The sequence below is a fragment of the Catenulispora yoronensis genome, assembly GCF_039531695.1.
GTDB classification, from domain to species: domain Bacteria; phylum Actinomycetota; class Actinomycetes; order Streptomycetales; family Catenulisporaceae; genus Catenulispora; species Catenulispora yoronensis.
Genome location: NZ_BAAAQN010000007.1, coordinates 130,082 through 150,770, shown reverse-complemented (window position 1 = coordinate 150,770; position 20,689 = coordinate 130,082). Strand labels below are relative to the sequence as shown.

13 protein-coding genes and 1 tRNA gene are annotated in these 20,689 nt (G+C 68.3%); 7 read left to right on the top strand and 7 right to left on the bottom strand.

All coding sequences use genetic code 11. The annotated features are described in order from the left end of the window. The first annotated feature begins 101 nt into the window (after nt 1-101). Nucleotides 102-233, top strand: coding sequence for a hypothetical protein (locus ABD481_RS08525; protein ID WP_344665004.1), 132 nt, complete (start codon nt 102-104; stop codon nt 231-233). On the opposite strand, the gene ABD481_RS47335 is transcribed toward ABD481_RS08525, so the two are convergent. Further along, nucleotides 211-705: a hypothetical protein gene (locus ABD481_RS47335; RefSeq protein ID WP_425559127.1), complete on the bottom strand. Its 495-nt coding sequence runs from the start codon at nt 703-705 to the stop codon at nt 211-213. The two genes, ABD481_RS08525 and ABD481_RS47335, sit on opposite strands and share 23 nt — an antisense overlap. A gap of 455 nt (nt 706-1,160) precedes the next feature. Here ABD481_RS47335 and ABD481_RS08520 point away from each other — a divergent pair, with 455 nt between their 5' ends. The 5 genes from ABD481_RS08520 to ABD481_RS08500 all read left to right on the top strand — a co-directional run bounded on the left by ABD481_RS08520 (nt 1,161) and on the right by ABD481_RS08500 (nt 9,275). Next, nucleotides 1,161-4,247, top strand: a complete 3,087-nt coding sequence (locus ABD481_RS08520) for an AfsR/SARP family transcriptional regulator (RefSeq protein ID WP_344665003.1) — start codon at nt 1,161-1,163, stop codon at nt 4,245-4,247. Between the two features lie 166 nt (nt 4,248-4,413). Further along, nucleotides 4,414-4,623, top strand: a complete 210-nt coding sequence (locus ABD481_RS08515) for a hypothetical protein (RefSeq protein WP_344665002.1) — start codon at nt 4,414-4,416, stop codon at nt 4,621-4,623. A gap of 25 nt (nt 4,624-4,648) precedes the next feature. Then, nucleotides 4,649-5,026: a hypothetical protein gene (locus ABD481_RS08510; RefSeq protein WP_344665001.1), complete on the top strand. Its 378-nt coding sequence runs from the start codon at nt 4,649-4,651 to the stop codon at nt 5,024-5,026. A 631-nt stretch (nt 5,027-5,657) separates the two neighbouring features. After that, nucleotides 5,658-6,965 (top strand): tyrosine-type recombinase/integrase, encoded by a 1,308-nt coding sequence (locus ABD481_RS08505; protein ID WP_425559123.1) that lies wholly within the window; start codon nt 5,658-5,660, stop codon nt 6,963-6,965. Between the two features lie 723 nt (nt 6,966-7,688). Beyond that, entirely contained in the window at nt 7,689-9,275 is a 1,587-nt protein-coding gene (locus ABD481_RS08500) for a tyrosine-type recombinase/integrase (RefSeq protein ID WP_344664999.1), read from the top strand. A gap of 414 nt (nt 9,276-9,689) precedes the next feature. Here the strand turns inward: ABD481_RS08500 and ABD481_RS08495 are convergent. The 3 genes from ABD481_RS08495 to ABD481_RS08485 all read right to left on the bottom strand — a co-directional run bounded on the left by ABD481_RS08495 (nt 9,690) and on the right by ABD481_RS08485 (nt 14,152). Next, nucleotides 9,690-9,762 (bottom strand) — tRNA-Arg (locus ABD481_RS08495). 112 nt (nt 9,763-9,874) lie between these two features. After that, nucleotides 9,875-11,104: a hypothetical protein gene (locus ABD481_RS08490; protein ID WP_344664998.1), complete on the bottom strand. Its 1,230-nt coding sequence runs from the start codon at nt 11,102-11,104 to the stop codon at nt 9,875-9,877. 312 nt (nt 11,105-11,416) lie between these two features. Next, nucleotides 11,417-14,152: a penicillin acylase family protein gene (locus tag ABD481_RS08485; RefSeq protein WP_344664997.1), complete on the bottom strand. Its 2,736-nt coding sequence runs from the start codon at nt 14,150-14,152 to the stop codon at nt 11,417-11,419. Between the two features lie 51 nt (nt 14,153-14,203). On the opposite strand from ABD481_RS08485, the gene ABD481_RS08480 reads away from it, so the two are divergent. Then, nucleotides 14,204-14,938, top strand: a complete 735-nt coding sequence (locus ABD481_RS08480; RefSeq protein WP_344664996.1) for a VOC family protein — start codon at nt 14,204-14,206, stop codon at nt 14,936-14,938. A gap of 60 nt (nt 14,939-14,998) precedes the next feature. On the opposite strand, the gene ABD481_RS08475 is transcribed toward ABD481_RS08480, so the two are convergent. From ABD481_RS08475 to ABD481_RS08465, 3 genes are all read right to left on the bottom strand, one after another. Next, nucleotides 14,999-16,309, bottom strand: a complete 1,311-nt coding sequence (locus ABD481_RS08475; RefSeq protein WP_344664995.1) for a GGDEF domain-containing protein — start codon at nt 16,307-16,309, stop codon at nt 14,999-15,001. Then, nucleotides 16,306-19,854 carry a putative bifunctional diguanylate cyclase/phosphodiesterase gene (locus ABD481_RS08470; protein WP_344664994.1) on the bottom strand — a complete coding sequence of 1,183 codons (3,549 nt, stop codon included), beginning with the start codon at nt 19,852-19,854 and terminating at the stop codon, nt 16,306-16,308. The genes ABD481_RS08475 and ABD481_RS08470 overlap by 4 nt, the downstream gene beginning before the upstream one ends. Nucleotides 19,855-19,921: 67 nt before the next feature. Further along, nucleotides 19,922-20,689, bottom strand: a complete 768-nt coding sequence (locus tag ABD481_RS08465) for a hypothetical protein (protein ID WP_344664993.1) — start codon at nt 20,687-20,689, stop codon at nt 19,922-19,924.

Below are 20,689 nucleotides of genomic sequence, written 5' to 3'. Positions count from 1 at the left end.
TTCGAGCTCTGATCTCCGCCGGTGACGCACCAAAGGGAGAGCCCGTCCACCCCGCCGCACCGTCCGGCTCCTCCGGAGGGGGGCACGGCGAAGATCAGGTCGTGATCGGGCGTGAACAAGATGATGCTGAGCTGTGCCAGAGCGAAGAGCGAGCGGACGCAAAAATTGTGCTGCGCGGATCGAATGAAGCAGCCGATTCGAGGAGCCGCTTCATGCTGGGCATGCCAGATTGAGAACAGCGACCTTCGTGTCCTGTCTCGCGCTCGAACGTACCTGCGGCGCTGTCAGGACGAATGCGATTCGTCCGCACAGGGAAGCAGGATGTGCTTGGTTGACCAGCGAAAGCGGTGTGGCCGCTGACAGGCAGCGGGGTGTGACCGGGCCGTCGCATGGACGCCACGACGCGGCGGGAATAAGTCCTACGACGTACTGAGCTTCGCGTGAGCGAGCCTGAGAAGCACCTGTCAACCCCCAAAGGGTTTGCGACGACATCTGTCGAGGGATCAAAGGTGAGGATTCCATCATGCCTGAATTGAGCCTGAAGGCGGAAAGGGCGGGGAAGTCGGCGTTATTGTCGAAGAACGTCCATCCCTGTGGCCAAACTGCTCGATAGGCCAGGCGTGCTCCTCTCGCCCATGCGGGCTCTGATCGTGCGAACAGCTGAAACCCGAGAGTAGATGTCAGGAGGGTCAAGAGTATCGCCATCGTCATGATGAAACCGAACGAGCTGGCGGGCTCAGAAGGCTCGCCAGTCGCCGGTGTCGCCGCCATATCCGGAATCAGTCCGGGCCGTTCGTGTCGGCGTGGGGGCCGGCCGGGCTACTGCTGCTTGGCAGCTCGGCCGGCCCCCGCCACACCGACCACGGCCAACGCGACAATCGTGCCGATCACCGCAAAAATGAACCTGCGTATCAAGATCCTGATCTCCTTACGTATCAGGGTTCGGTTACCATGGGTGCCCACCTCGGTGAGCCTCAGTGAGCTTGAGGGTCGGCGCTACTCCACGGCTACTGAAGAGCTACCAGCCTTGCTCACCTGACGTATTGCAACAAACGCCCCACTGGGCGCACGAAGGGGATCGATCAGCTGTGACGGGGGACGAACGTGACCTGGGGCACTACGACTTGCGCTCGCACGGGCCAGTGGCCTTTGAGATACAGATGCTCGGTCCACTGCTGGTCGAACTGGACAGCCGGACTCTCGCTATCGGAGGAGGCCGGTCCGCCAAGGCGTTGGCCCTGCTGAGCATCAACGCGAACAAGGTCGTTTCGGCGGAGCAGGTCGTCGACGTACTCTGGGAGGTGCCCCCCGAGTCGGCGCGCCAGCAGGTGCACAACGTCATTGCGGGTCTTCGCAGGGCTTTGCGGCCGACGGCCGGTGCGGCAGAGGTACTGACGGTCGATGTCGGCTATAAACTCAGCGTGCCCAACTACGCCGTGGACATTCAGCGGTTCGAGGCGTGGCTACGGGCAGCTGACATCGCTGTCGCGTCGGGGGAGTTGAACGAAGCTCGTCGGCACCTCACCCAAGCCCTTGGGCTCTGGCGAGGGCCGGCGTTGAGCGGCCTCGACTCTCCGAGGCTCTTGAGCACGGCCACTCTGTTGGCTGAGAAGCGGACTAGCGCGGTCGAACAGCTGTCCGAGATCAGCATCGAACTGGACGAAGCTGCCTCGGTGGTAGGGATCCTGAGCGAGATGATGGCCGAGTTTCCGCTCCGTGAGTCGCTTCGCGCCGTCCTCATGCGAGCTTTGTACCGAAGCGGAAGGCAAGCAGACGCGCTCGCTGTCTACGAAGATGGACGACGCCGGTTGGCGGATGAGCTCGGATTGGACCCCGGGCCTCAGCTACGCGAGGCGCATCAGCAGATCCTGGCGAGTGGCGGCCCGGAAGTCTTGTTGGCCGGCGTCACACTAGTACCTCAGAGAGCCGAGGTCGCCAAAGGGGTGAAGCCGCCACGACCTAACTTCCTTCCGCGGGACCTTTCGGAGTTCACCGGACGTGAAGCGGAGATCCGTCGCCTCCTTGCTGATGCGGCCAACGCGGATACCTCGGCGCTCGTGATATCCGCGATAGACGGAATGGGCGGTGTCGGCAAGACGACGCTGGCCGTCCACCTAGCGCATCGGCTGGTCGATCAGTATCCGGACGGCCAGTACTTCGTCGATCTGCAAGGGTTCACAGTCGGGGTCGAACCACTGTCACCGATGCGGGCTCTCAACGTCCTTCTTCGGAGCAGCGGCGTGCCTCCCGAGGTGATCCCTCAGGACCTTGCTGCGCGAAGCGCTGTATGGCGTAGCACCCTGACAGGGCGACGAGTGCTTGTCCTGCTGGATAACGCCGCGGATGTGGCGCAAGTACGTCCCCTGCTTCCCGCGGAGCCCGGAACCCTTGTACTTATAGCGAGTCGTCGTCGTATGACGGCGCTTGAGGGGGCGGTACCGCTGCCGCTCGACGTGATGCCTGAGGACGACGCCTATAAGCTGTTCAGCCACATTGCCGGGGCGGACCGCATAGCCGCTGAACCGGAAGAGGCCAAGGCCGTTTTAACACTGTGTGGGAGGCTGCCGCTAGCTATCCAGATCGCAGCTGCTCGCCTGCGTGATCGCCCAAGCTGGTCCGTGGGAGACCTCGTCAGCCAGTTGCGGCGACGGGGTGGCAGGGCGCGGACCCTGATCTCCGGCGATCGAAACGTGATGACCGTCATCGGCTGGTCGTATCAGCATCTTGCGGTGTCACAGAAACTCCTCTTCCGTCGGCTGAGCGCACATCCGGGCCACGACTTCGACGCGCACTCCGCGGCGGCGCTCTCGGGGTTGTCCTTGGAACAAGTCGAGGACGGCTTGGAGGACCTGCTTGACATCAACCTCCTGCAGCAGCCGCGTACCGGGCGCTACAGTTTCCACGACTTGGTCCGGGATTGCGCCCAGGACCTGCATGCTCGTGATGACGATGAAGAGGTGCGCCAAGCCACACTTCGCCGCCTATTCGACTACTACCTTATATCAACCGTTCGTTGGTGTCGGGCCATGGGGGTGGAGAATCGCTACGTTGAGTTCAAGGCCCACCAGGAACCGAACCATCTCAAAGAGGTCCAGAGCTACGAAGCGGCCCTTTCGCTGTTCGAGGACGAGTATCGCAATATTGCAGCCGCTGCGAGAAACGCCGCTGCTGGTGGATTCGACTCACACGCCTGGCAACTCGTCTGCGCGATGCTGCCCTTTTTCGGTCGACTCAACCAATGGAGCGAGGCGGAAGACCTTTACAGTATGGCCCTGGTATCCGTACGGCGCTTGGGCCTGGACTACGGAGAATCGGCCTGTCTCATGGGTCTAGCAGCTGTGCGACGAGCCCGGGGTGCGGTTTCCGAAGCGCACGAACTCATCTCCCACGCGATCGAGATCAGCCGGGCGAGAGGAGATTTGCTGGCCGAAGCGTGCCAACTCACCAACCTCGGCGGCATATTCCTGGATGAGAACAGTTTCAACGAAAGCCGGGAATGCTTCCTCGCCGCGTTGGACCTTGCGGTCCGGCTCGGCGATTCCGACCTTCAGGCAACGCTTAATAATAGCCTGGGCGTGACCTGCCGTGAGCTTGGTCGGTTGGCAGAGGCTCTTGACCATTTCAGCCGGTCGTTTGAGCCTGGCATCGCAAGCGGTGAGCTTCGCACGCGGGTGTACGCGCTCTGCAATATCGGCGAGGTGCTCAATCTCCAAGGGCGGACAAGCGATGCCCGCAGGCGCTACGAAGAGGCGCTGGAACTTAGCGGCGTTAACAGATCTCCGCGAAGCAGAGCGTTGGCCTTGGCCGGACTCTGCGCTGTCCATCGGGCGTCGAACGACTTTTCCCGAGCGCTAGAGGCCGGTCGTGAGGCTGTCGACTTGGCTCGCTCTGTCGACTGGTTCCAGATTGAGGGGGACGCACTCAACGCAATCGGCGACACCCATATCAGCCTCGGCGACCTGACGTCGGCTGAACGATCATACGCCCAGGTCGAATCTATAGGCGTGGGCTATTCGTCGGAACGGTACATTGCGCGAGCCCATGAAGGCATGGCGCATGTGGCACTTGCCCGGTTCAATACTGCCAAGGCCAAGGACCACTGGCGTAAAGCATTGGCCGTTCACCCCGGTGGAGTGATCGATGCCGCGGCCGCCAGGCGCCACCTGGAAGCGGATGATCCAAGTAGCGTGCAGTGCTGGCGGTGCAGGCGTGACCAGGGCGGCGAGGCGGAGCAGCAGAACCCTTAGAGCGTGACGTTGTCGGGAATCTTCGGATTCCGTCGGTGCGGTAGCGTTGTGGGGGCCGAGAATGTCGTCCGTGCAGGTGAGGAAGGGTCTTGTCCGTCGGCTCGTAGTGGCCGCGTTGGGCGGTTTTCGGCGCGTCGTCGACCTGGGTCGGCGATAATGGCTGGTTGTGCTGGTCCGGTTCGCCTATCTGGCGGTGTCGAATACATTCGCTGCGTTGCGGCTGCTTCCGATGGGCGGTCGGGAGAAGGACGCGGAGATCTTGGCGTTGCGCCATCAGCTACGGATCTTGCAGCGTCGACTGGGCGGTCAATGGGTTCGCTTCGAGCCTGCTGATCGGGCGTTGCTGGATGCGTTGCCTGGGATGTTTTCCGCGTAACGCGCTGCGCCGGCTTCAGCTGGTCATGAGCCCGGACACGGTCCTGCGCTGGGCGTGGATCGGCGGTGTCGCGGTCGATGACGGCCCGGCCGACGGCTTCGAGCATGCACTGCTGGTGCGGCGCTGCCTCACCGACCCGGCCGATGTCACCTACCTACTGGCACACGCCCCGGTCGGAACGCCCCTGCGCGAGTTGATCCGGATCGATGCCGCACGCTGGAGCGTGCAGAATGACAACCGGCTGGGCAAGAATGGGATCGGCCTGGACCACTACGAGGTCCGCAAATGGGCCCCGTGGCACCGCCACATCACCTCCTGCATGTTCGCCGCCGCGTTCCTGGCGATCACACGACCAGCTGAACTGGGAAAAGCCGAGGCGGACACGGGCACGGACCACGACTGATCCCGCTGTCCGCCAACCTGACCTGCGTCCAGATAACTGGACCGAGCCATTCGACAACGTCGAAGCCCGCTCACCCGATCGGGGTTTCCGCCGCTAGCGCGGCCGACAGCGTCCGAATGTGGGCAGCTGTGATGCACGCGCGAGTACAGCGAAGCGCCGATACAGGCGACGAAATAACAGGACCCAAAGGGCCTTTCGCTCAGTCCGCATGTAGCGGGCTGCCTCGCGCGACAGATGCGTTGACCGCTACTCATCACCGGAGACGCGGGTAAGGGAGTGAGTCCATGACGGCCCCGCCGCTCCTCGGTATCGCGGCGGGGCCGGCCTGTCGGGCCTACCGGTATATGAAGGAGCGCTGACGATGGGCTGTTCGGCGTAATGGTGCGCTGGGGGTGGGGTGAGTCGGCCATCGTCAGCGATAGGTTCGCTGCCTGGTGGGGGATCGGCTTTTCGGCGCGGGGAACGGTGACCGCGCCTTCGTCGATTCCGAAGGGATGCTGTGCGAATGCCATAGATATCTCAAGGTTCTGTATCCAAGCGTTGTGGCTGCCGGATGCCGGGGACGTCGTCGAAATGGGGGTCGAAGTGTCCGCGGCTTGGTGAGCATGGGCACGGGTCGTGGTTCCTGGCGGTGGAGCTACCGGGCGGGGCTGTGGGTCGTCGTCGGGTGCGCCGGGGCGGATTCGCCTCGCGGGCCGCGGCGTTGGCGGCTTTGGAAGATCTACGTGGGCCGGCGTCGACAGCTTCCGGCGGGTTGCTGGTGCGGGACTGGTTGAAGACGTGGCTTGATACCCGGGTCACGGTGAGAGCTTCGACGCTGCGCAGCTATCAGGCGATCTGCGCCAACCACCTGGTCCCATATCTTGGGGCAGTGCCGCTGGCGACACTGGGCACCCGGCAGGTGGAGGCGATGCTGGCCGGTGTCCGTCGGCACAGCGCGGTGTGGGGCCGTCCGGTCACGGACGCCACAGTCCAGCGGATCCACGCGACGCTGCGGACGGCGTTGAACGCCGCCGTGCGGGAGCAGCTGATCGAGACGAACCCCGCGAAGGCGGTGCGGCTGCCACGGGTGCGTCGTCCGTTGGCAGTGGTGTGGACGCCGGACCGGATCGCGGAGTGGCAGGTGACGGGGGAGCGGCCGACAGTGGCGGTGTGGACGGCCGGGCAGACTGCGGTGTTCCTGGCGGGGATTCGCGAGCACCGGTTGTATGCGGCATTTCATCTGATTGCGCTGCGTGGTTTGCGTCGTGGTGAGGCTGCGGGGCTGCGCTGGTGTGATCTGGATCTTGATTCGGCGACGATGTTCGTGACACACCAGGTGCAGATGGTCGGCGGCTGGGTGGTGCAGTGTCAGCCCAAGACACCGACTTCGCGGCGGGTGGTAGCTCTGGATCGCACCACCGTGGCGGTGCTACGCCGGCACCGGATCCGGCAGCACACCGAGCACGAGCGGTCGGGCATCGCCCCCTCGGGGTTCGTGTTCACCACCACCGCCGGAACACCGTTGACCGGAGACCGGCTGATGCGGGTGTTCCTGAAGCTGCTGGATGCCTCCGGACTGCCGCCGGTGCGGCTTCATGACCTCCGGCACGGTGCGGCGTCGTTGGCGTTGCAGGCCGGGGCGGATTTGAAGGTGGTGCAGGACCAGCTGGGGCATTCCTCGATCGTCACCACCGCCGACATCTATGTCAGTGTGCTGCCGGAGGTGGCGCGCAAGGCTGCCGAGCACACGGCCGCGCTGGTACTCAAGGCCGGTCGTCTGGTGCCCGGAACCCGGCGGATCCGCCGGGTCGACAAGCCGGACCATTCCCGTGCCCACCGTGGCACCGTGAACCGGGGCCGTAGAGCGCGCGGGAACCAAGCTCCCACAGCCGTCCAACAGGGCCGGTCTGTCGAACATCGCGACGACGGCCCGGAGCCCATGACGTCGGCAGTGTGACAGGCGCCTGACATCGAGCATTTGTCAGATTCTTAGAATGTGAGACGGTTGATCTCGGGTGGTGCGCTGGCGCACCTCGGCCCCACCCGGGACCCACCGGCCATCAGGGGAGTCGTGCGATTAGTGCGAAACGCCCAGGTCGGGCCGGGCGATTCGGTGGGGGAGCGGGACTCGACGCCCGCGGATTAAGAGTCCGCAGCCCCGCCATTCGAGCTACAAGGCTTGATCCGCTACGGGCCTGATGTGTGAAATTCCGCATCACGGTGAGGGCGGGATTCGTGGCCGGCTTCCGGCGGCAGCGCCGATTCGGCCGATCGGGGTAGCGGCGAAGAAGTGTATGTCTGCGCAGGTCAGCGCCGGTGTTTCCAGATCCATCCTGGACCAGGGCCTGGACCACTCTGGACCAACTCCCTGGACCACCCTGGACCATCGATTTCCGATGGAGTTCTTCTGGCTGGACTCACCGCGTCGATGGTCCAGGGTTGGTCCAGGGAACGTTCCGGAACGTGTCGTCACCGGCTGACACGGACTGACATCAAGATCCTGTTTCTTGCGGCGCTGCCGCCCCTTCGTTCACGTCTGTCACTTGGTCACCGGCGTGGACTTGATCTATTCGCGGTTCGGAGCGTGGATCTATCCCGACCGCACGTCATCCATCGGATTCACCGGACGGCGCATTCGAGCCGTCCGGTGCTGTGTTCACCCCTAACGAAGGAGATCGTTTTGGCCAAGAGTCCTGTATTCAAGAAGTGCGGCTGCCGCGGCCCGGTGCTGGATGCCGCCGGGCGGCCGAAGCTGGATGCCGTGGGAAGGCCGGTGCTGCGGCGGCTCGGATCGGGCTGCCCGCAGCTGCGTACCGGCTCGCGGTGGAACCCCAAGCATGGCAGCTGGCACTTCCAGATCGAGGTGATGATGGGTGTCGGACAGCCCCGGCAGCATCTCACCCAAGGCGGGATTGCTTCCTCTGGTGAGGCCGAGCAGGCCGTCGATGCGATACGCGCGTTGGTGGCGGTGCCTGACGAGTTGGAGGACGCCCCGGAGGCGGCGGCGAATCTACGGCTGGAGATCGTGGGGCGGATCCGGAAGTCGTTGAAGGACAAGGCGCCGCTGCCGGAGTTGGAGGAGATACGAAAGGCCGCCAAGCTGGGTCAGCCAGTGCTGCACAAGCTGACGGTGGGGGAGTGGCTGACCGAGTGGATCGGGGCCAAGGGCCGGATCAGCAAGAACACGGTGCGGGGCTATCAGATCCACATCGAGAAGTACCTGATCCCGCATCTCGGGCGGATCCCGCTGGACCGGCTTCGCGTGGCGCACGTACACGCGATGATCGCCGTGATCGCCGACGACGCGGAGACCATCCCGGTGGAGAACGCCGCTCGCCGCGACATGGAGACCGCGGTAAAGGTCGCCCGTAGAAGTGGCGACCGTGAGACCGCGAGGGAGCTGCGTGAAAAGTTAGCGAGCATGCCTCCGTACCGGAAACCGGCGAACGCCGCCACCCGGCAGCGGATCCGCGCCACCCTGCGCACCGCGCTGACCGCTGCGTGCGCGCAGCAGCTGATCACGGTGAATGTGGCGGCGCTGGCGGAGCTGGAGTCCGGGAAGCGGCCGAAGGCTCTGGTGTGGACGCCGGAGCGGGTGGAGCGGTGGCGCCGGACTGGAGAGGTGCCGTCGCCGGTGATGGTGTGGACGGCGGAGCAGACCGGGGCGTTCCTGCAGCGGGCCGCCGGACACGAGTGCTTCGCGCTGTTCCATCTGATCGCCTTCACTGGGCTGCGGCGCGGCGAGGCGGTTGGGCTGCGGTGGGTGGACGTGGATCTGGGCGCGAACACGCTCCACGTCACCCGGCAGATCGTTCAGATCGACTGGGAAACCTTCATCACCCCGCCGAAGTCCGAGGCTGGCGAGCGCGACGTCGCCGTGGACGACCGCACCGTGGCGATACTCAGGACGCACAGGAAGGAGCAAGCCAAGGCGCGGCTCGCCGCCGGCGAGGACTGGGTCGATTCGGGGCTGGTGTTCACCGGACCGGATGGCGCCGAGCTGCACCCAGGTTGGGTCAGTGCCCAGTTCCGGCTGCTGCTCCGGGAGGCCGGCCTGCCGCCGGTGCGGCTTCACGATCTCCGCCACGGCGCGGCGACCCTGGCGCTGGCCGCCGGGATCGACATCAAGGTCGTTCAGGAGATGCTCGGGCACTCATCCTCGACGATCACCCGGGACACCTACACCTCGGTGTTCGACGAGTTGAAGCATGCGGCCGCTGGTGCCATCGCGAACGCCATCACGGCGGCGACACCACCGGCAGCATGAGAGTCGAAGCCCGGACGCCAGGGCTAAGCGGGGCCACGGAGACTACTCTCTGTGGCCCCGCTTTTCTCGGCTCAGAACAGCCATTGCGCCAACCGAGAGGTGAGCATGGTCGGCGCGAGGGCGGCGAAGCCCTCCGGGCGAGATTGTCGACGATCGACTCTTTCCGCAGGTGAAGGCGGGTGTTTCGAGTCGTTCCCTGGACCATCCCTGGTCCACGCCGAGGAGTCTCCCTGGACCATCCCTGGACCATCGACCTCGATCAGGTCCTTGTGACCCACTTACAGGACGCAACTGGAACGCACCCTGGACCAATCCTGGACCATCCAGGCGACAGGCCGTCAGAATGTAGAGACCAATGGGGTTAGGCTTCAATGAAGCACCAGGTCAACGGCATAGTTGGCCCGACTCGATCTGTGCCCCCGGCAGGATTCGAACCTGCGACCATCGGATTAGAAGTCCGGTGCTCTATCCACTGAGCTACGAGGGCCTGGCGGCGACGCGGGCTCATCTTAGCGGGTCGGAGGGGGCTTCCCTGCCGAGGTTTCGGGGTGGATGGGTGTGGCCCCGCCGGGAGGGCGGGGCCGGGGTGTTCGGGGTGGTTAGGAGTTGGTGGTGAAGATGGCGTGGAGGTCGCGGCGGGCGGTGGTGAGGATGCTGCGGGCCTGGTCGCGGTGGGTTGGGTTGGTGGTGCTCATGGCTGCCAGGTAGGCGTGGGTGAGTTTGTGGAGGGCGCGGTGGGCGCCGGCGAGGGACTCGGTGATGGCGCGGGAATCGGCCTGGGAGTCGGGGTGGGTGGGTCGGGCGGGGTGGTGCGAGTGGCCGGGGTGGTTGGTCCGGTTGCGGTGGCGGTCGGGGCGGTGGTCTTCGCGCGGGGTGTCGGCCGGGTGGCGGAGGTCGTTGCGGCGGTCGTTGCGTGCGCGGCGGGTGTCGCGGCTGCGGTCGTCGACGCGGGGGTCGGCTTCGGCGCGGCGCATGGCGCGGAGGGCTTCGCGGCGGCGGGCGTGGTGTTCGCGGGCGTCGCAGTGGTCGCCGTGGGTGTTGCGGTCGGCGAGGGCATTGCGGTCGGCGAGTTCACGCAGGCCACGCGGCGGGCGCGGGGTGGATTCGGGGCGGCGGCGCTTGCCGCGGCGGTCGGAGTCGCGAGTGTCGGAGTCGATGTCGCGTGGGGCGTAGCCGTAGCCGCGGCGGCCGGAGTCGCGGGGGTCGAGGTCGACGTTGCGAGGGCCGTAGCCGTAGCTGCGGCGGCCGGAGTCGCGGGAGTCGAAGTCGATGTCGCGCGGGGCGTAGCTGAAGTTGCGCCGACCGGAGTCGCGAGGGCCGTAGCCGTAGCTGCGGCGGTCCGAGTCGCGGGGGTCGAAGTCGACGTCGCGAGGGGCGTAGCGGAAGTTGCGCTGGCCGGAGTCGCGCGGGTTGAGGTCGACGTCGCGACGGGCGTAGCCGAAGTTGCGGCGGCCGGAGTCGCGGGGACCGAAGTCGACCTCGCGTCGGTCGTAGCCGCGGCGGCTGGAGGCGCGTTCGGTGCGAGGGGCGGGGCCTTCGCGGTAGGCGATGTCGCGGCGGGGGCTGGTGCTGCGATTGCGGGCGGGGCGGTGTTCGGCGCGGGGGCCGAGGCCGTTGCGTTCGTCGTAGCTGGGGGTGCCGGCGTAGGGGGAGTTGTCGCGTTGCTGGTCAGGGCTGCGGCGTTGGGTGCGGCGGTCGGCGTGTTCGTTGAGGGTGCGCTCGTCGCGGGGGTTGTGGATGCTGCGGCCTCGTCTGCGCGGGGCGGAGGTGGGGGGTGCCCACTCGGCGGAGTGGTGGGGTGTGGGGTGGTTGTGGTTGGGGGTGTTCATGAGGAGTCCTTCTTTCGATGAAGTCGGTGAAGATCGTCTCCGATCTCTCGGTAAGTCTTCGACAGTCTTCCGTTGCGCTGTCGATAGGTCAACGATATATCGATAGTGGGCGGAGCGCAAGTTTGGTATCGGGGTGGCGTCGTTGTCGAGCGGTGAGCGCTATATCGCTAGCTCGTCTATCGACCACTCTGGTGGTGCCAACCGTGCTGCGTATACGCCAGGAGCCGTAGGGGTCGACCTCCGCCTCGCTGGCGAAGGTTGACCCCTACGGCTCCTGGCTCGAATGGCTCTCGGCCGGCGTTCTAGGGCGTTCTACGGCGTCAACACCAGGGTGTCCTTCGTCGCTCCCTGGACAGCGGTCCTCGAATACGCCCACGGCAGCGTCCGGAACGACTGCCACAACGGCAGCTGATCGAGGTAGTGCGCATCGTCGACGTGTCCCGAGGCGCCCGTCAGGTTGACCCACGTCGATGCGTCCAGGTCCGACAAGTCGACCAGCATCCGCATCGACGGCACCTCGTCGACTGCGAAGCCCTTCGTGATGTCGAACCCGGTTGCGTTGACGACTGCCGCGCCGCCGGAGACTGCGATCGGGTCGCCGTTGACCAGCCACTTGACGAAGAAGGGGCCGCCGGTCCCCAGTGTCTGGTTCGTCGGTGTCAGCTTGTGCAGTGCGCCCCACTCCCACAGCTGCACATTCGAACCCTGTTTCGAGGTCAGTTCGCTCGACGCCTCGTCCATCGCCTTGGCCAGCATCGCGTCCCGGTTGCCGTTCCACCAGAAGCTGGTGGCGTTCGGCAGGAAGGTTGTCGCGGCTGCGAACCACTGGTCGCCGCCGTCCACCTCCACCGAGGATGGCAGCTTCGCCGAGAAGGCGTCCTTGCAGATGAACTTCCAGACCTCGTAGAAGTACGCTGCGGCGGCCGACTTGTCAGAGGTCGTGTAATCCCATCCGTCGAACAGGGCTTGCGCCGCCTTGGTCTGCGATGACGCTGCTGACGTCAGGGAAGCCGGCAGGTGTGTCAGGTACGGCACCAGTACCGACGCGAACTCGTTCCGTGTGTCCGCCTGGATCGCTCGCATGCCGTTGGCGTCGATCTTCTTCCCGTCGGCGGTCGCGGCCTTCAGCCGCTGCGTTATCTCGTTCGCCCGGTAGCCGTAGTCGAAGTCCTTCGACAGGAGATACGGGTACTGCGATCCGATGATCGGGTTGTTCGCCGTGGCGATGAAGCCCTCCGGCGGATTCAGGACGTGCGGCAGTTCGTCGAAGGGGATGTAGCCGCTCCACTCGTACTGGTCCGTCCAGCCCGGCACCGGCCAGCGGCCGTCGCCGGCCTTGCGGATCGGGATCTGGCCCGGCGTCTGGTAGCCGATGTTGCCGGAGGTGTCGGCGTAGACCATGTTCTGCGACGGCACCGCGAAATCCTTTGCCGCGCTGCGGAACGATGCCCAGTCGGTCGCGCGGTCCACCTCGAACAGGGCGTCGGCGGTGTGCCCGGGGTGCAGCGCCGTCCAGCGTAGCGCGACCGCGTAGCCGTTGCCGGCGCTGCGCAGGTCCTTGTCGACGTCGGAGACCAGCGGGCCCTGATTCGTCGCGCGGACCGTCAGCGTGATCGGCTTGCCCCCGGCCACCTTGATGGTCTCCTGGTGCGTCGCCAGCGGGAGCTGCTGGCCGTTGTACTCGTAGCTGTCGCCGCTGACCTTCTCCAGCACCAGATCGGTGACGTCCTCGGTGCCGTTGGTGAAGCCCCAGGCGACGGTGGACGTGTGCCCGATCAGCACGCCCGGGGTGCCGGGCATCGTGAAGCCCGCGACGTCGAACGGGCAGTCGGCGTTCACCGTCGTGCAGTGCAGCCCCATCTGGTACCAGATCGAGGGCAGCTGCGGGGCCAGGTGCGGGTCGTTCGCCAGCAGCGGTTTGCCGGTGGTGGTCAGCGCGCCGGAGACCACCCAGGAGTTCGAGCCGACGCCGTCGACGTGCGGCTGCAACGTGTCCGGCAGCGCGGAGACGGTGTGCGACAGGCTCGCCAGCGCGGTCGCGGCGCCGGCCGGGAGGGCCGAGCCCGCGGTGGCCGTGGCGACGTCGGTCGTGGTCGCGTCCTGGTCGAAGGCGCCGCCGGTGACAGTGCCCTGCTGCACGATCGTCGGGTGGTCCGCCGGATAGGCCGGGAAGAGTTGGTCCACCTGGTCCTTCGTCAGCTTCTGCGAGGCCAGCGCGCGGTCGATCTCCGACTGCATGTTGTTGCGCAGGTCCCAGGCCAGGGCCTTGAGCCAGGCCACTGAGTCGACGGGCGTCCACTCGTAAGGGGAGTAGTCGGTCTGGAGACCGAGGACCGCGTACTCCACCGAGGCCTTGGATCCCTTGTGGTCCTTCAGATAGGCGTTCACGCCGGCTGAATAAGCAGTCAGATACGCCTTCGAGTCGGGGCTGAGCGAGGCGTACTCCTGCTCGGCGACGGTGCGCCAGCCCATCGTGCGGATGAACTTGTCGGTGTCGACCTGGCCGGAGCCGAACATCTCGGCCAGGCGGCCCGCGGTGATGTGGCGGTAGACGTCCATCTGCCAGAAGCGGTCCTGGGCCTGGACGTAGCCCTGCGCGAAGAACAGGTCGTGCGAGGTGGACGCGTAGACCTGGGGGACGCCTTGGGCGTTCCGGTCCACCTCGACCTTGGCCTCCAGCCCGGGGACGCGCAGGGTGCCGCTGGTCTGCGGGTACGAGGCGTGGATCGAGGAGTTCAGCCACCAGGCGCCACCGCCGATCAGGACGACGAGCAGACCGGCCAGGATCGCTGAGGCGATCTTGAGCTTGCGGAAGCGGCGGCGAGGCCGGGGGCGGGGGGAGGGAGTGGGGGAGGGGCCGGGGCGCGGGGGAACCGGAGGGGTGGTCGGCTCGGGGTCCGCATCGACGTCCGGAGCGGCGGTCGCGCTGCCGGGCTCGACGTCCGCGTCCGCGTTGGCGTCCGCGTCGGTGGTCGCATCGCCGGGTTCGACGGCCGCGGCGTCGCGTTCGGCCGGCTGCTCCGGGAACTCGTCGTGGTCGGTCTGCATCGCGGAAGATTAAGGCTACCGATCAGTATTTGGCCATAGGGAGAAGACCACATGATCAGGTGGATCTGGGCTTTTGTGGATAGGCCGGAGGCGGATTTCGAGGAGAGCGCGCGGTTTTGGACCGCCGTCACCGGTACGACTCTGTCCGCGCGGCGTGGGGAGCGCGGTGAGTTCGCGACGTTGCTCCCTGCCGAGAACGCCGGAGATCCGTGCCTGAAGCTGCAAGGCGTGATCAGCGGCGGCGGTGCGCATCTGGACCTGGAATTCGACGACTTCGAGGGGGCCTTGGCACGTGTCGTCGAGCTCGGCGGCGCTGTGGTGGCGCGCGACGAGGTGTGGGCTTATGCGACGTCGCCGAGCGGCTACGGCCTGTGCGTCACCACGTGGAACGGCGGGACCCGCGCGCCCGGGGCCTTCGTCGGCGCGGACGGTGTCCGGAGTCGGCTGGACCAGGTGTGCATCGACATCGCGCCGTCGGTGTTCGACGCCGAGGTGGCGTTCTGGTCCGGGGTGAGCGGGTCGGAGGTGCTGCCGAGCAGCCGGTTCGCCGAGTTCAGCTGGCTGCGGCCGTCGGAGGAATCGCTGGTCAAGGTGCTGTTCCAGCGGATCGGGGAGGAGCGGCCGACGTCGGCGCATCTGGACGTGTGCTGCCAGGACGCGGACGCGACGCGGGCGTGGCACGAGGCGTTGGGGGCGGAGTACGTCGCCGAGGGGGCGAACTGGTTCGTGATGCGCGATCCGGCGGGGTTCGAGTACTGCCTGATCCGGCATGATCCGGAGAGCTGAGCCTGAGCGCTGAAGCCCGAGCGCTGAACCCGCGACCAGGCCCGGAGCAGCGCGAAAGCATCAACCCCGCGGCCTCAGCGCCGGGGCCGCGCTGATCCGGTCGCGCCCCGCCTCCTTGGCGGCATACAACGCCAGGTCGGCGGCGACCACCAGGTCGGTCATCGTCTCGGCCGATTCCGGGAGCGTCGCGACGCCCACGCTGACCGTCACCTGGTGGGCCCAGGTCCGGGAGACGGCGGAGATCTCGGCGCGCAGGGAGTCGGCGCGTACCAGCGCCTGGCGGTGCGAGCAGTTGGGCATCAGGACGGCGAACTCCTCGCCGCCGATCCGGCCGACGATGTCGCCGGCGCGGACCAGCCGGGGGAGCAGGTCGCCGAGCGCCGACAGGGCCTCGTCGCCGGCGGCGTGGCCCCAGGTGTCGTTGACCCGCTTGAAGTGGTCGACGTCGACGGCCAGCAGCGACAGCGGTGTGCGGGTCCGGCGCTGGCGGGCGATCTCGCGCTCGAAAGCTTCGTCGAAGGCGCGGCGGTTGCCCAGTCCGGTCAGCGGGTCGGTGCGGGCCTGCTCGGCGAGGACCTCTTTGAGGCGGTCGGCCTGGGCCCGCACCTGGAGGATCACGACCAGGGTGAGGGCCACCGAGGCGGTGACCTCGACCCAGGCCGCGAACCGGCCGGGGCCGGTGCCCTGGCCGAGGACGACCGTGAGGCAGCCGATGACGATGGCCAGGGTCCAGTACGCGGTGCGGCGCGGCAGCAGGTAGGCCGCGAACAGGACGGGCCAGGTGAGCAGGAGCATGCCGTCGGCGGCGTTGCTGTGGTTCAGCGCCATGGTGGCGGTGATCAGGAGCGCGGAGGCGGCGGGGGTGGCCTGGAGGACCGGATCGGGGGCCGGGCCGGGCAGCAGGATGTAGACGAGGCCCCAGGTGCCGGCCAGGGCGCAGGCGCCCATGAAGCCCCACCAGCTGAGCGAGAAGGCGCCTTGCTGGACGCCGAGGAAGAGGGTGAGGACGACGCCGAGGCCGGCGCCGATCAGCAGGAGCTGGCCGGCGAAGCGGGTGGCGAAGCGGCGGTTCTCCTGCTCGCTGCGCTCCCACAGGACCGTGACCGACGGGTCCGGGGGACGGGGACGGCGGCGCGGCCAGGAGCGGGGGCGGTTCGGGGTGGGGGCGGACGCGCGCGGGCTGCCGGGATCCGTGGAGTTCGGGGCGTTCGGTGAGTCCGGGGAGCCCGGAGAGGTGGCGCTGCGGTCGGTCGGCGGAGCAGAGGCCTCCGCCGGTGCGGGGTCGGCGCCCGCTGACGGAGTGGCGGGCGCCGCGGGCTCGGACGAGTCGTCCTCGTACGGCGAGGAGAACGGTCGGCGGTCGGCGCTCATGAGTCCGGCTCCGTGTTGCGCGGAGCGGTGTTCTGCGGAGGGGTGTCTTTCGGCGAAGAGTCGGTCGGTACTGCTGCGGTCGGCGCTGCGTCCGCCGCATCGGCCGGCTCGGCACCCGCGATCGCGACAGCACCGTTCCGGCCGCCGCCGTCGCGACCTCGGCCCCCGCCCCCGCCCCCATCGTCCCCCACCCGATACACGTCCTCCGGCGCCAACGCCCCCAGAGCCCGCGTCGGCAGCGTCACCCGTCCGGCCCGGATCAGCGCCGACGCCTCGGCCACCGGCATCGGCCGCGCGTACAGGTACCCCTGCCCCAGGTCAGCCCCCATCCGAGCCAGGGCCCTGCGCTGCTCGGCGGTCTCCACGCCCTCGGCCACCACCATCAGCGTCAGCGACTTCGCGATGCCGATGATGCCCTTGACCAGCGCCGTCTGCCGGGGTTCGTCCGGGACGCCGTCGACGAACGCCTTGTCGATCTTCAGCGTGGACACCGGCAGGTCGCGCAGGTAGGACAGCGAGGAGTAGCCGGTGCCGAAGTCGTCCAGCGAGACGCCGACGCCGCGATGGGTCAGGGTCCTGAGATTGGCGAGCGCGATGCCGGCCTTGTCGATCAAGGCGCTCTCGGTGGCCTCCACCATCAGCAGCGCCGGGTCCAGGCCGGCGTCCGCCAGCGCCGTGCCGACCTCCTCCGGGAAGCCGGGGTCGCGCAGCTGGTGGGCCGAGACGTTGACCGAGATCTTGATCGGGGCCAGGCCGCGGGCCAGCCGGATGGTGTTCCAGCGCGCCGCCTGGTCGGTGGCGGTGCGCAGGATCCAGCGGCCCAGCGGCAGGATCTGGCCGGTGGCCTCGGCCAGCGGGATGAAGTCGTCCGGCGGGATCACCGTGCCGTCCGGCTGCGGCCAGCGGACCAGCGCCTCGAAGCCGCCCATGTCGCCGTCGTCGAGCCAGACGATCGGCTGGTAGTAGAGCTCGAAGCTGCTCTCGGACAGCGCCTTGTCCAGGCCGGAGCGGCGGGCGGCGGTGCGGGCCAGCACGGCGCGCAGGCGCGGGTCGTAGCCGCGCCAGGTGTTGGGGCCGTCGCCCTTGGCGGCGTGCAGCGTCATCTCGGCGTCGGCCAGCAGCGAGGCGCCGGTCGCGCCGGTGGTGCAGGTGGCCAGCGCGCCGGAGGTGGTCACGGCGATCGGGCCGACGTGGAACGGCTCGTCCTCGCCGGGCATCCCGGCCGGCAGGGTCGGGGTCTCGTCGGCGGTCCGCACCGCGAGCACCGCGAACTCGTCGCCGCCGGTGCGGGCCAGCACGTCGCCGGGCCGCAGCCGCTGCCGCAGCAGCTCGGCCAGGGCGCGCAGCACCTGGTCGCCGGCGTCGCGGCCGTGGAAGTCGTTGATCTCGCGGAACCGGTCCAGGTCCAGCAGCATCACGCTCACCGACACCGTCGGCGAGGCCAGCTCCACCGCGTCCTCCAGGCCGCGCATGAACGCCAGCCGGTTCGGCAGGTCGGTCAGCGGATCGCGGTAGGCGTGCCGTTGCAGCGTCCGCTCCAGGCCGCGCGCCGTGGTCACGTCGTGCAGCGACAGCACGAAGCCGCCGACCGTGGGCTCGGCGCGCAGGTCCGCGATCGTGGCCTCGACCTCGTGCGGCGGCCCGCCGCCGGCGCTGATCTCCCAGTCCCGGCGTACCGGCGGCTGCGGCGTCGGGTCCGAGGCGCGCACCGCCACGTCGGCGGCGTAGACCGGGCCGATCGCCTCGGCGAGCTGCCGGTCCCGCACCGGGCGGCTGCCGAACAGCTGGGTCGAGGAGGGGGACGCGTACCGCACCCGCAGCTCCGAGTCGACGATCAGGATGGTGTCGGAGGTGTTCTGCACCAGGGCCCGGAAGTAGGCCTCGCTGTCCCGCCGGGTGATCTCCTGCGAGAGCTTGATCCGCTCCAGCGCCGACGACGCCTGCCGGGCCAGGATCTCCAGCGCGCCGCCGAGCACCGCCAGGTCCTCCTCGGCCGCGGCGACGATCAGGGCGCCGGTGGCGCCGTTCAGCGGCACGACGCCGGCGTGCTCGACCGGGCCGAGGTAGGCGGGCAGGGGATGGGGCAGGTCGGCGGTGTGGACGACGTTGGCCGGGTGGAAATGCCGGCCCCGGGTGGTGGCGCCGGTATGGACGAGGTCGTCGTCGGACTCCCGCGCGATGATCGCGATCCGGTCGAGGGCGTCGTGCCAGACGCCGGTCTCGGTGTCGTGGAGGCGGCCGTTCGCGTCGAGGCCGGTGTGCGGGGGCGGCAGGGGCGAGGGGAACCGGCCGTCGGCGCCGCTGTAGCGCGGCGGGACGCGGGATTTGGCATCGCCACCAGTAGCCGCAGCCGCCCCCGCCCCCGCCACCCGCACCGCTCCCGCTGTCGCCACCCGCACCCCGTCCGCCCCGTCGACGACCACCACCACCGCGTGCGCCGCGCCGCGCCCCGCGAACAGCCCCGCCGCCTTGTCCGCCACCACACCCGCCACCTCGGCGCCCCCGGCCGCCACCGACAGCTCCTCGCTGGACGCCAGCAGGATCGACTCCCGGGTCAGCGCCTGGCGGTGCGACCGCACCATCACCGTGACCCGGGCCAGGATCATCAGCGAGATCGCCAGCCCCACCATCGGCCCGGCCCACCCGGTGTCCAGGTGCCCGCGGCCCAGCTCCACGCTGTTGATGATCGGCGTCACGATCGCGGCCAGGATCAGCGGCGCGATCCGGGGCGGCCGGGACCAGGCGGTGGGCAGCGCGGCGCGCGCGGTCTGCCGGACCGGTCTGGTCAGGTCGTGCGCGGACGGCACCAGCGAGGCCGTCGCCCAGCAGACGCCGAACAGCAGCCAGCACAGCCCCAGCAGCACGTTGCCGGCGTGGCCGCCGTACCAGTGCGAGGCGTTCAGCCGCAGCACCGACTCGGAGACGTCGGCCGTGGTCTGGAACAGCGCCCCGGCGGTCAGCAGCCACAGTGCGGCGTTGCGCGAGCCCGGCGAGATCACCAGCCGCAGCAGCATGCCGAGCAGCAGCAGGTCGCCGATCGGGTCGATGACCGAGGCCAGCCGGTAGTCCCAGGTCTCGGCCGGCTCCTCGAAGTACGGCGCGATCAGGTACACCCACGCCGCGTAGGTGGCCGCGAACACCACGATCAGCGCGTCCAGCGTCCCGGCCGAGTCCCGCCCGACCAGCCGGTGCTTCATGACGATCCGCAGCCCGACCAGCGCCAGCGGGTACCCCAGGAACCCGACCCAGTCGGCGACGTCCGGCACCCCGTGCTCGGCGTAGGCGAAGTCCGAGTGGTTCGACGCCACGATCAGCCCGGCCGCCGCCGCCAGTAGGTACCAGGCGTGCGGATAGGGCGGCCGCCGGATCCGGATCCCGACCAGCATGGCCGCGACCGTCCACACCGCCAGCGCGCACCACGCCAGGCCCCGCAGGGCCTGGGAGGAGTAGAAGACGGTCAGCGTCACCACCAGCACGACGGCCAGGACGCCGAGCGCCCGCCGCTCGTGCCCCGGCCACCCCGACGGCGGTGGCGGTGGTCGCATGCTTCAAAGCTTCCACAGGCGCCGCCGTCGCGCCTGTTGAAGGCGGGGCTGGGGTGTCAGGGAATGACTAGCCGCGCGCCTGGTAGACGGTGCCGACGGGCTTCGGCCGCGGATTGGGTCCGAGGTGCACCACGTACCACTGGCCGCGCCAGGAGATCAGCGAGAACAGGCCGAACGACTTGGTCCTGCCGCCCTCGGTGTAGGTCAGCCGCGCCCCGTAGACGCGGTAGTACGACACTTTGTTCTGCTCGCCGCCCGGCGGGATCCACTGCGCCGCCTGGGCCGGCACCGTCACGCCGACCAGCTTGGCGTCCTTCGCCCCGGCGCCCAGCAGGCGGTGCGCGGCGTGCACGTCGAGCGTGTAGAAGCCGATCAGCCGGTTCTTGTAGTCCGACGACGGGTTCGGTATCGACTTGACCTGGAGGTACGCCGCCTCCGGGAAGAAGAACGGCATCGCCTCCTGCGGGTTGTCATCGACGATGCCCTGCCAGAGCGCGTTCACGCCGGCCAGGAACTGCGGGTCGGTGGTCGTCGGCAACACCTTCGTCTGCGGCAGGGTGCCGGGGTCGACGGTGGGCGTGGGGGAAGGCGGCGCGGAAGGGGAGGACGACGCTGCCGAGGGGGAGGACGCCGAGGCCGGAACAGCGGGCGAGGCCGACGACCCTGAGGAGGCCGCCGCTCCTGATGAGCCGCCTGCCGCTCCTGATGAGCCGCCCGCCGCCCCGGACGAAGCGACCGACGCCGCCTGCGGGCTCGACGACCCGCCGCACCCCGCGCCGGCCGCCGCCACCACCATGGCTGTCGCGACGGCACCCAGCACGCTACGCGTTCTCAC

Coding starts and splice junctions, on each gene's coding strand:
- ABD481_RS08485 (WP_344664997.1), bottom strand. CDS start 14,152: ATGCAGACCGACCACGACGAGTTCCCGGAGCAGCCGGCCGAACGCGAC.
- ABD481_RS08470 (WP_344664994.1), bottom strand. CDS start 19,854: ATGCGACCACCGCCACCGCCGTCGGGGTGGCCGGGGCACGAGCGGCGG.
- ABD481_RS08490 (WP_344664998.1), bottom strand. CDS start 11,104: ATGAACACCCCCAACCACAACCACCCCACACCCCACCACTCCGCCGAG.
- ABD481_RS08520 (WP_344665003.1), top strand. CDS start 1,161: ATGCTCGGTCCACTGCTGGTCGAACTGGACAGCCGGACTCTCGCTATC.
- ABD481_RS08480 (WP_344664996.1), top strand. CDS start 14,204: ATGATCAGGTGGATCTGGGCTTTTGTGGATAGGCCGGAGGCGGATTTC.
- ABD481_RS47335 (WP_425559127.1), bottom strand. CDS start 705: ATGGCGATACTCTTGACCCTCCTGACATCTACTCTCGGGTTTCAGCTG.
- ABD481_RS08510 (WP_344665001.1), top strand. CDS start 4,649: ATGAGCCCGGACACGGTCCTGCGCTGGGCGTGGATCGGCGGTGTCGCG.
- ABD481_RS08475 (WP_344664995.1), bottom strand. CDS start 16,309: ATGAGCGCCGACCGCCGACCGTTCTCCTCGCCGTACGAGGACGACTCG.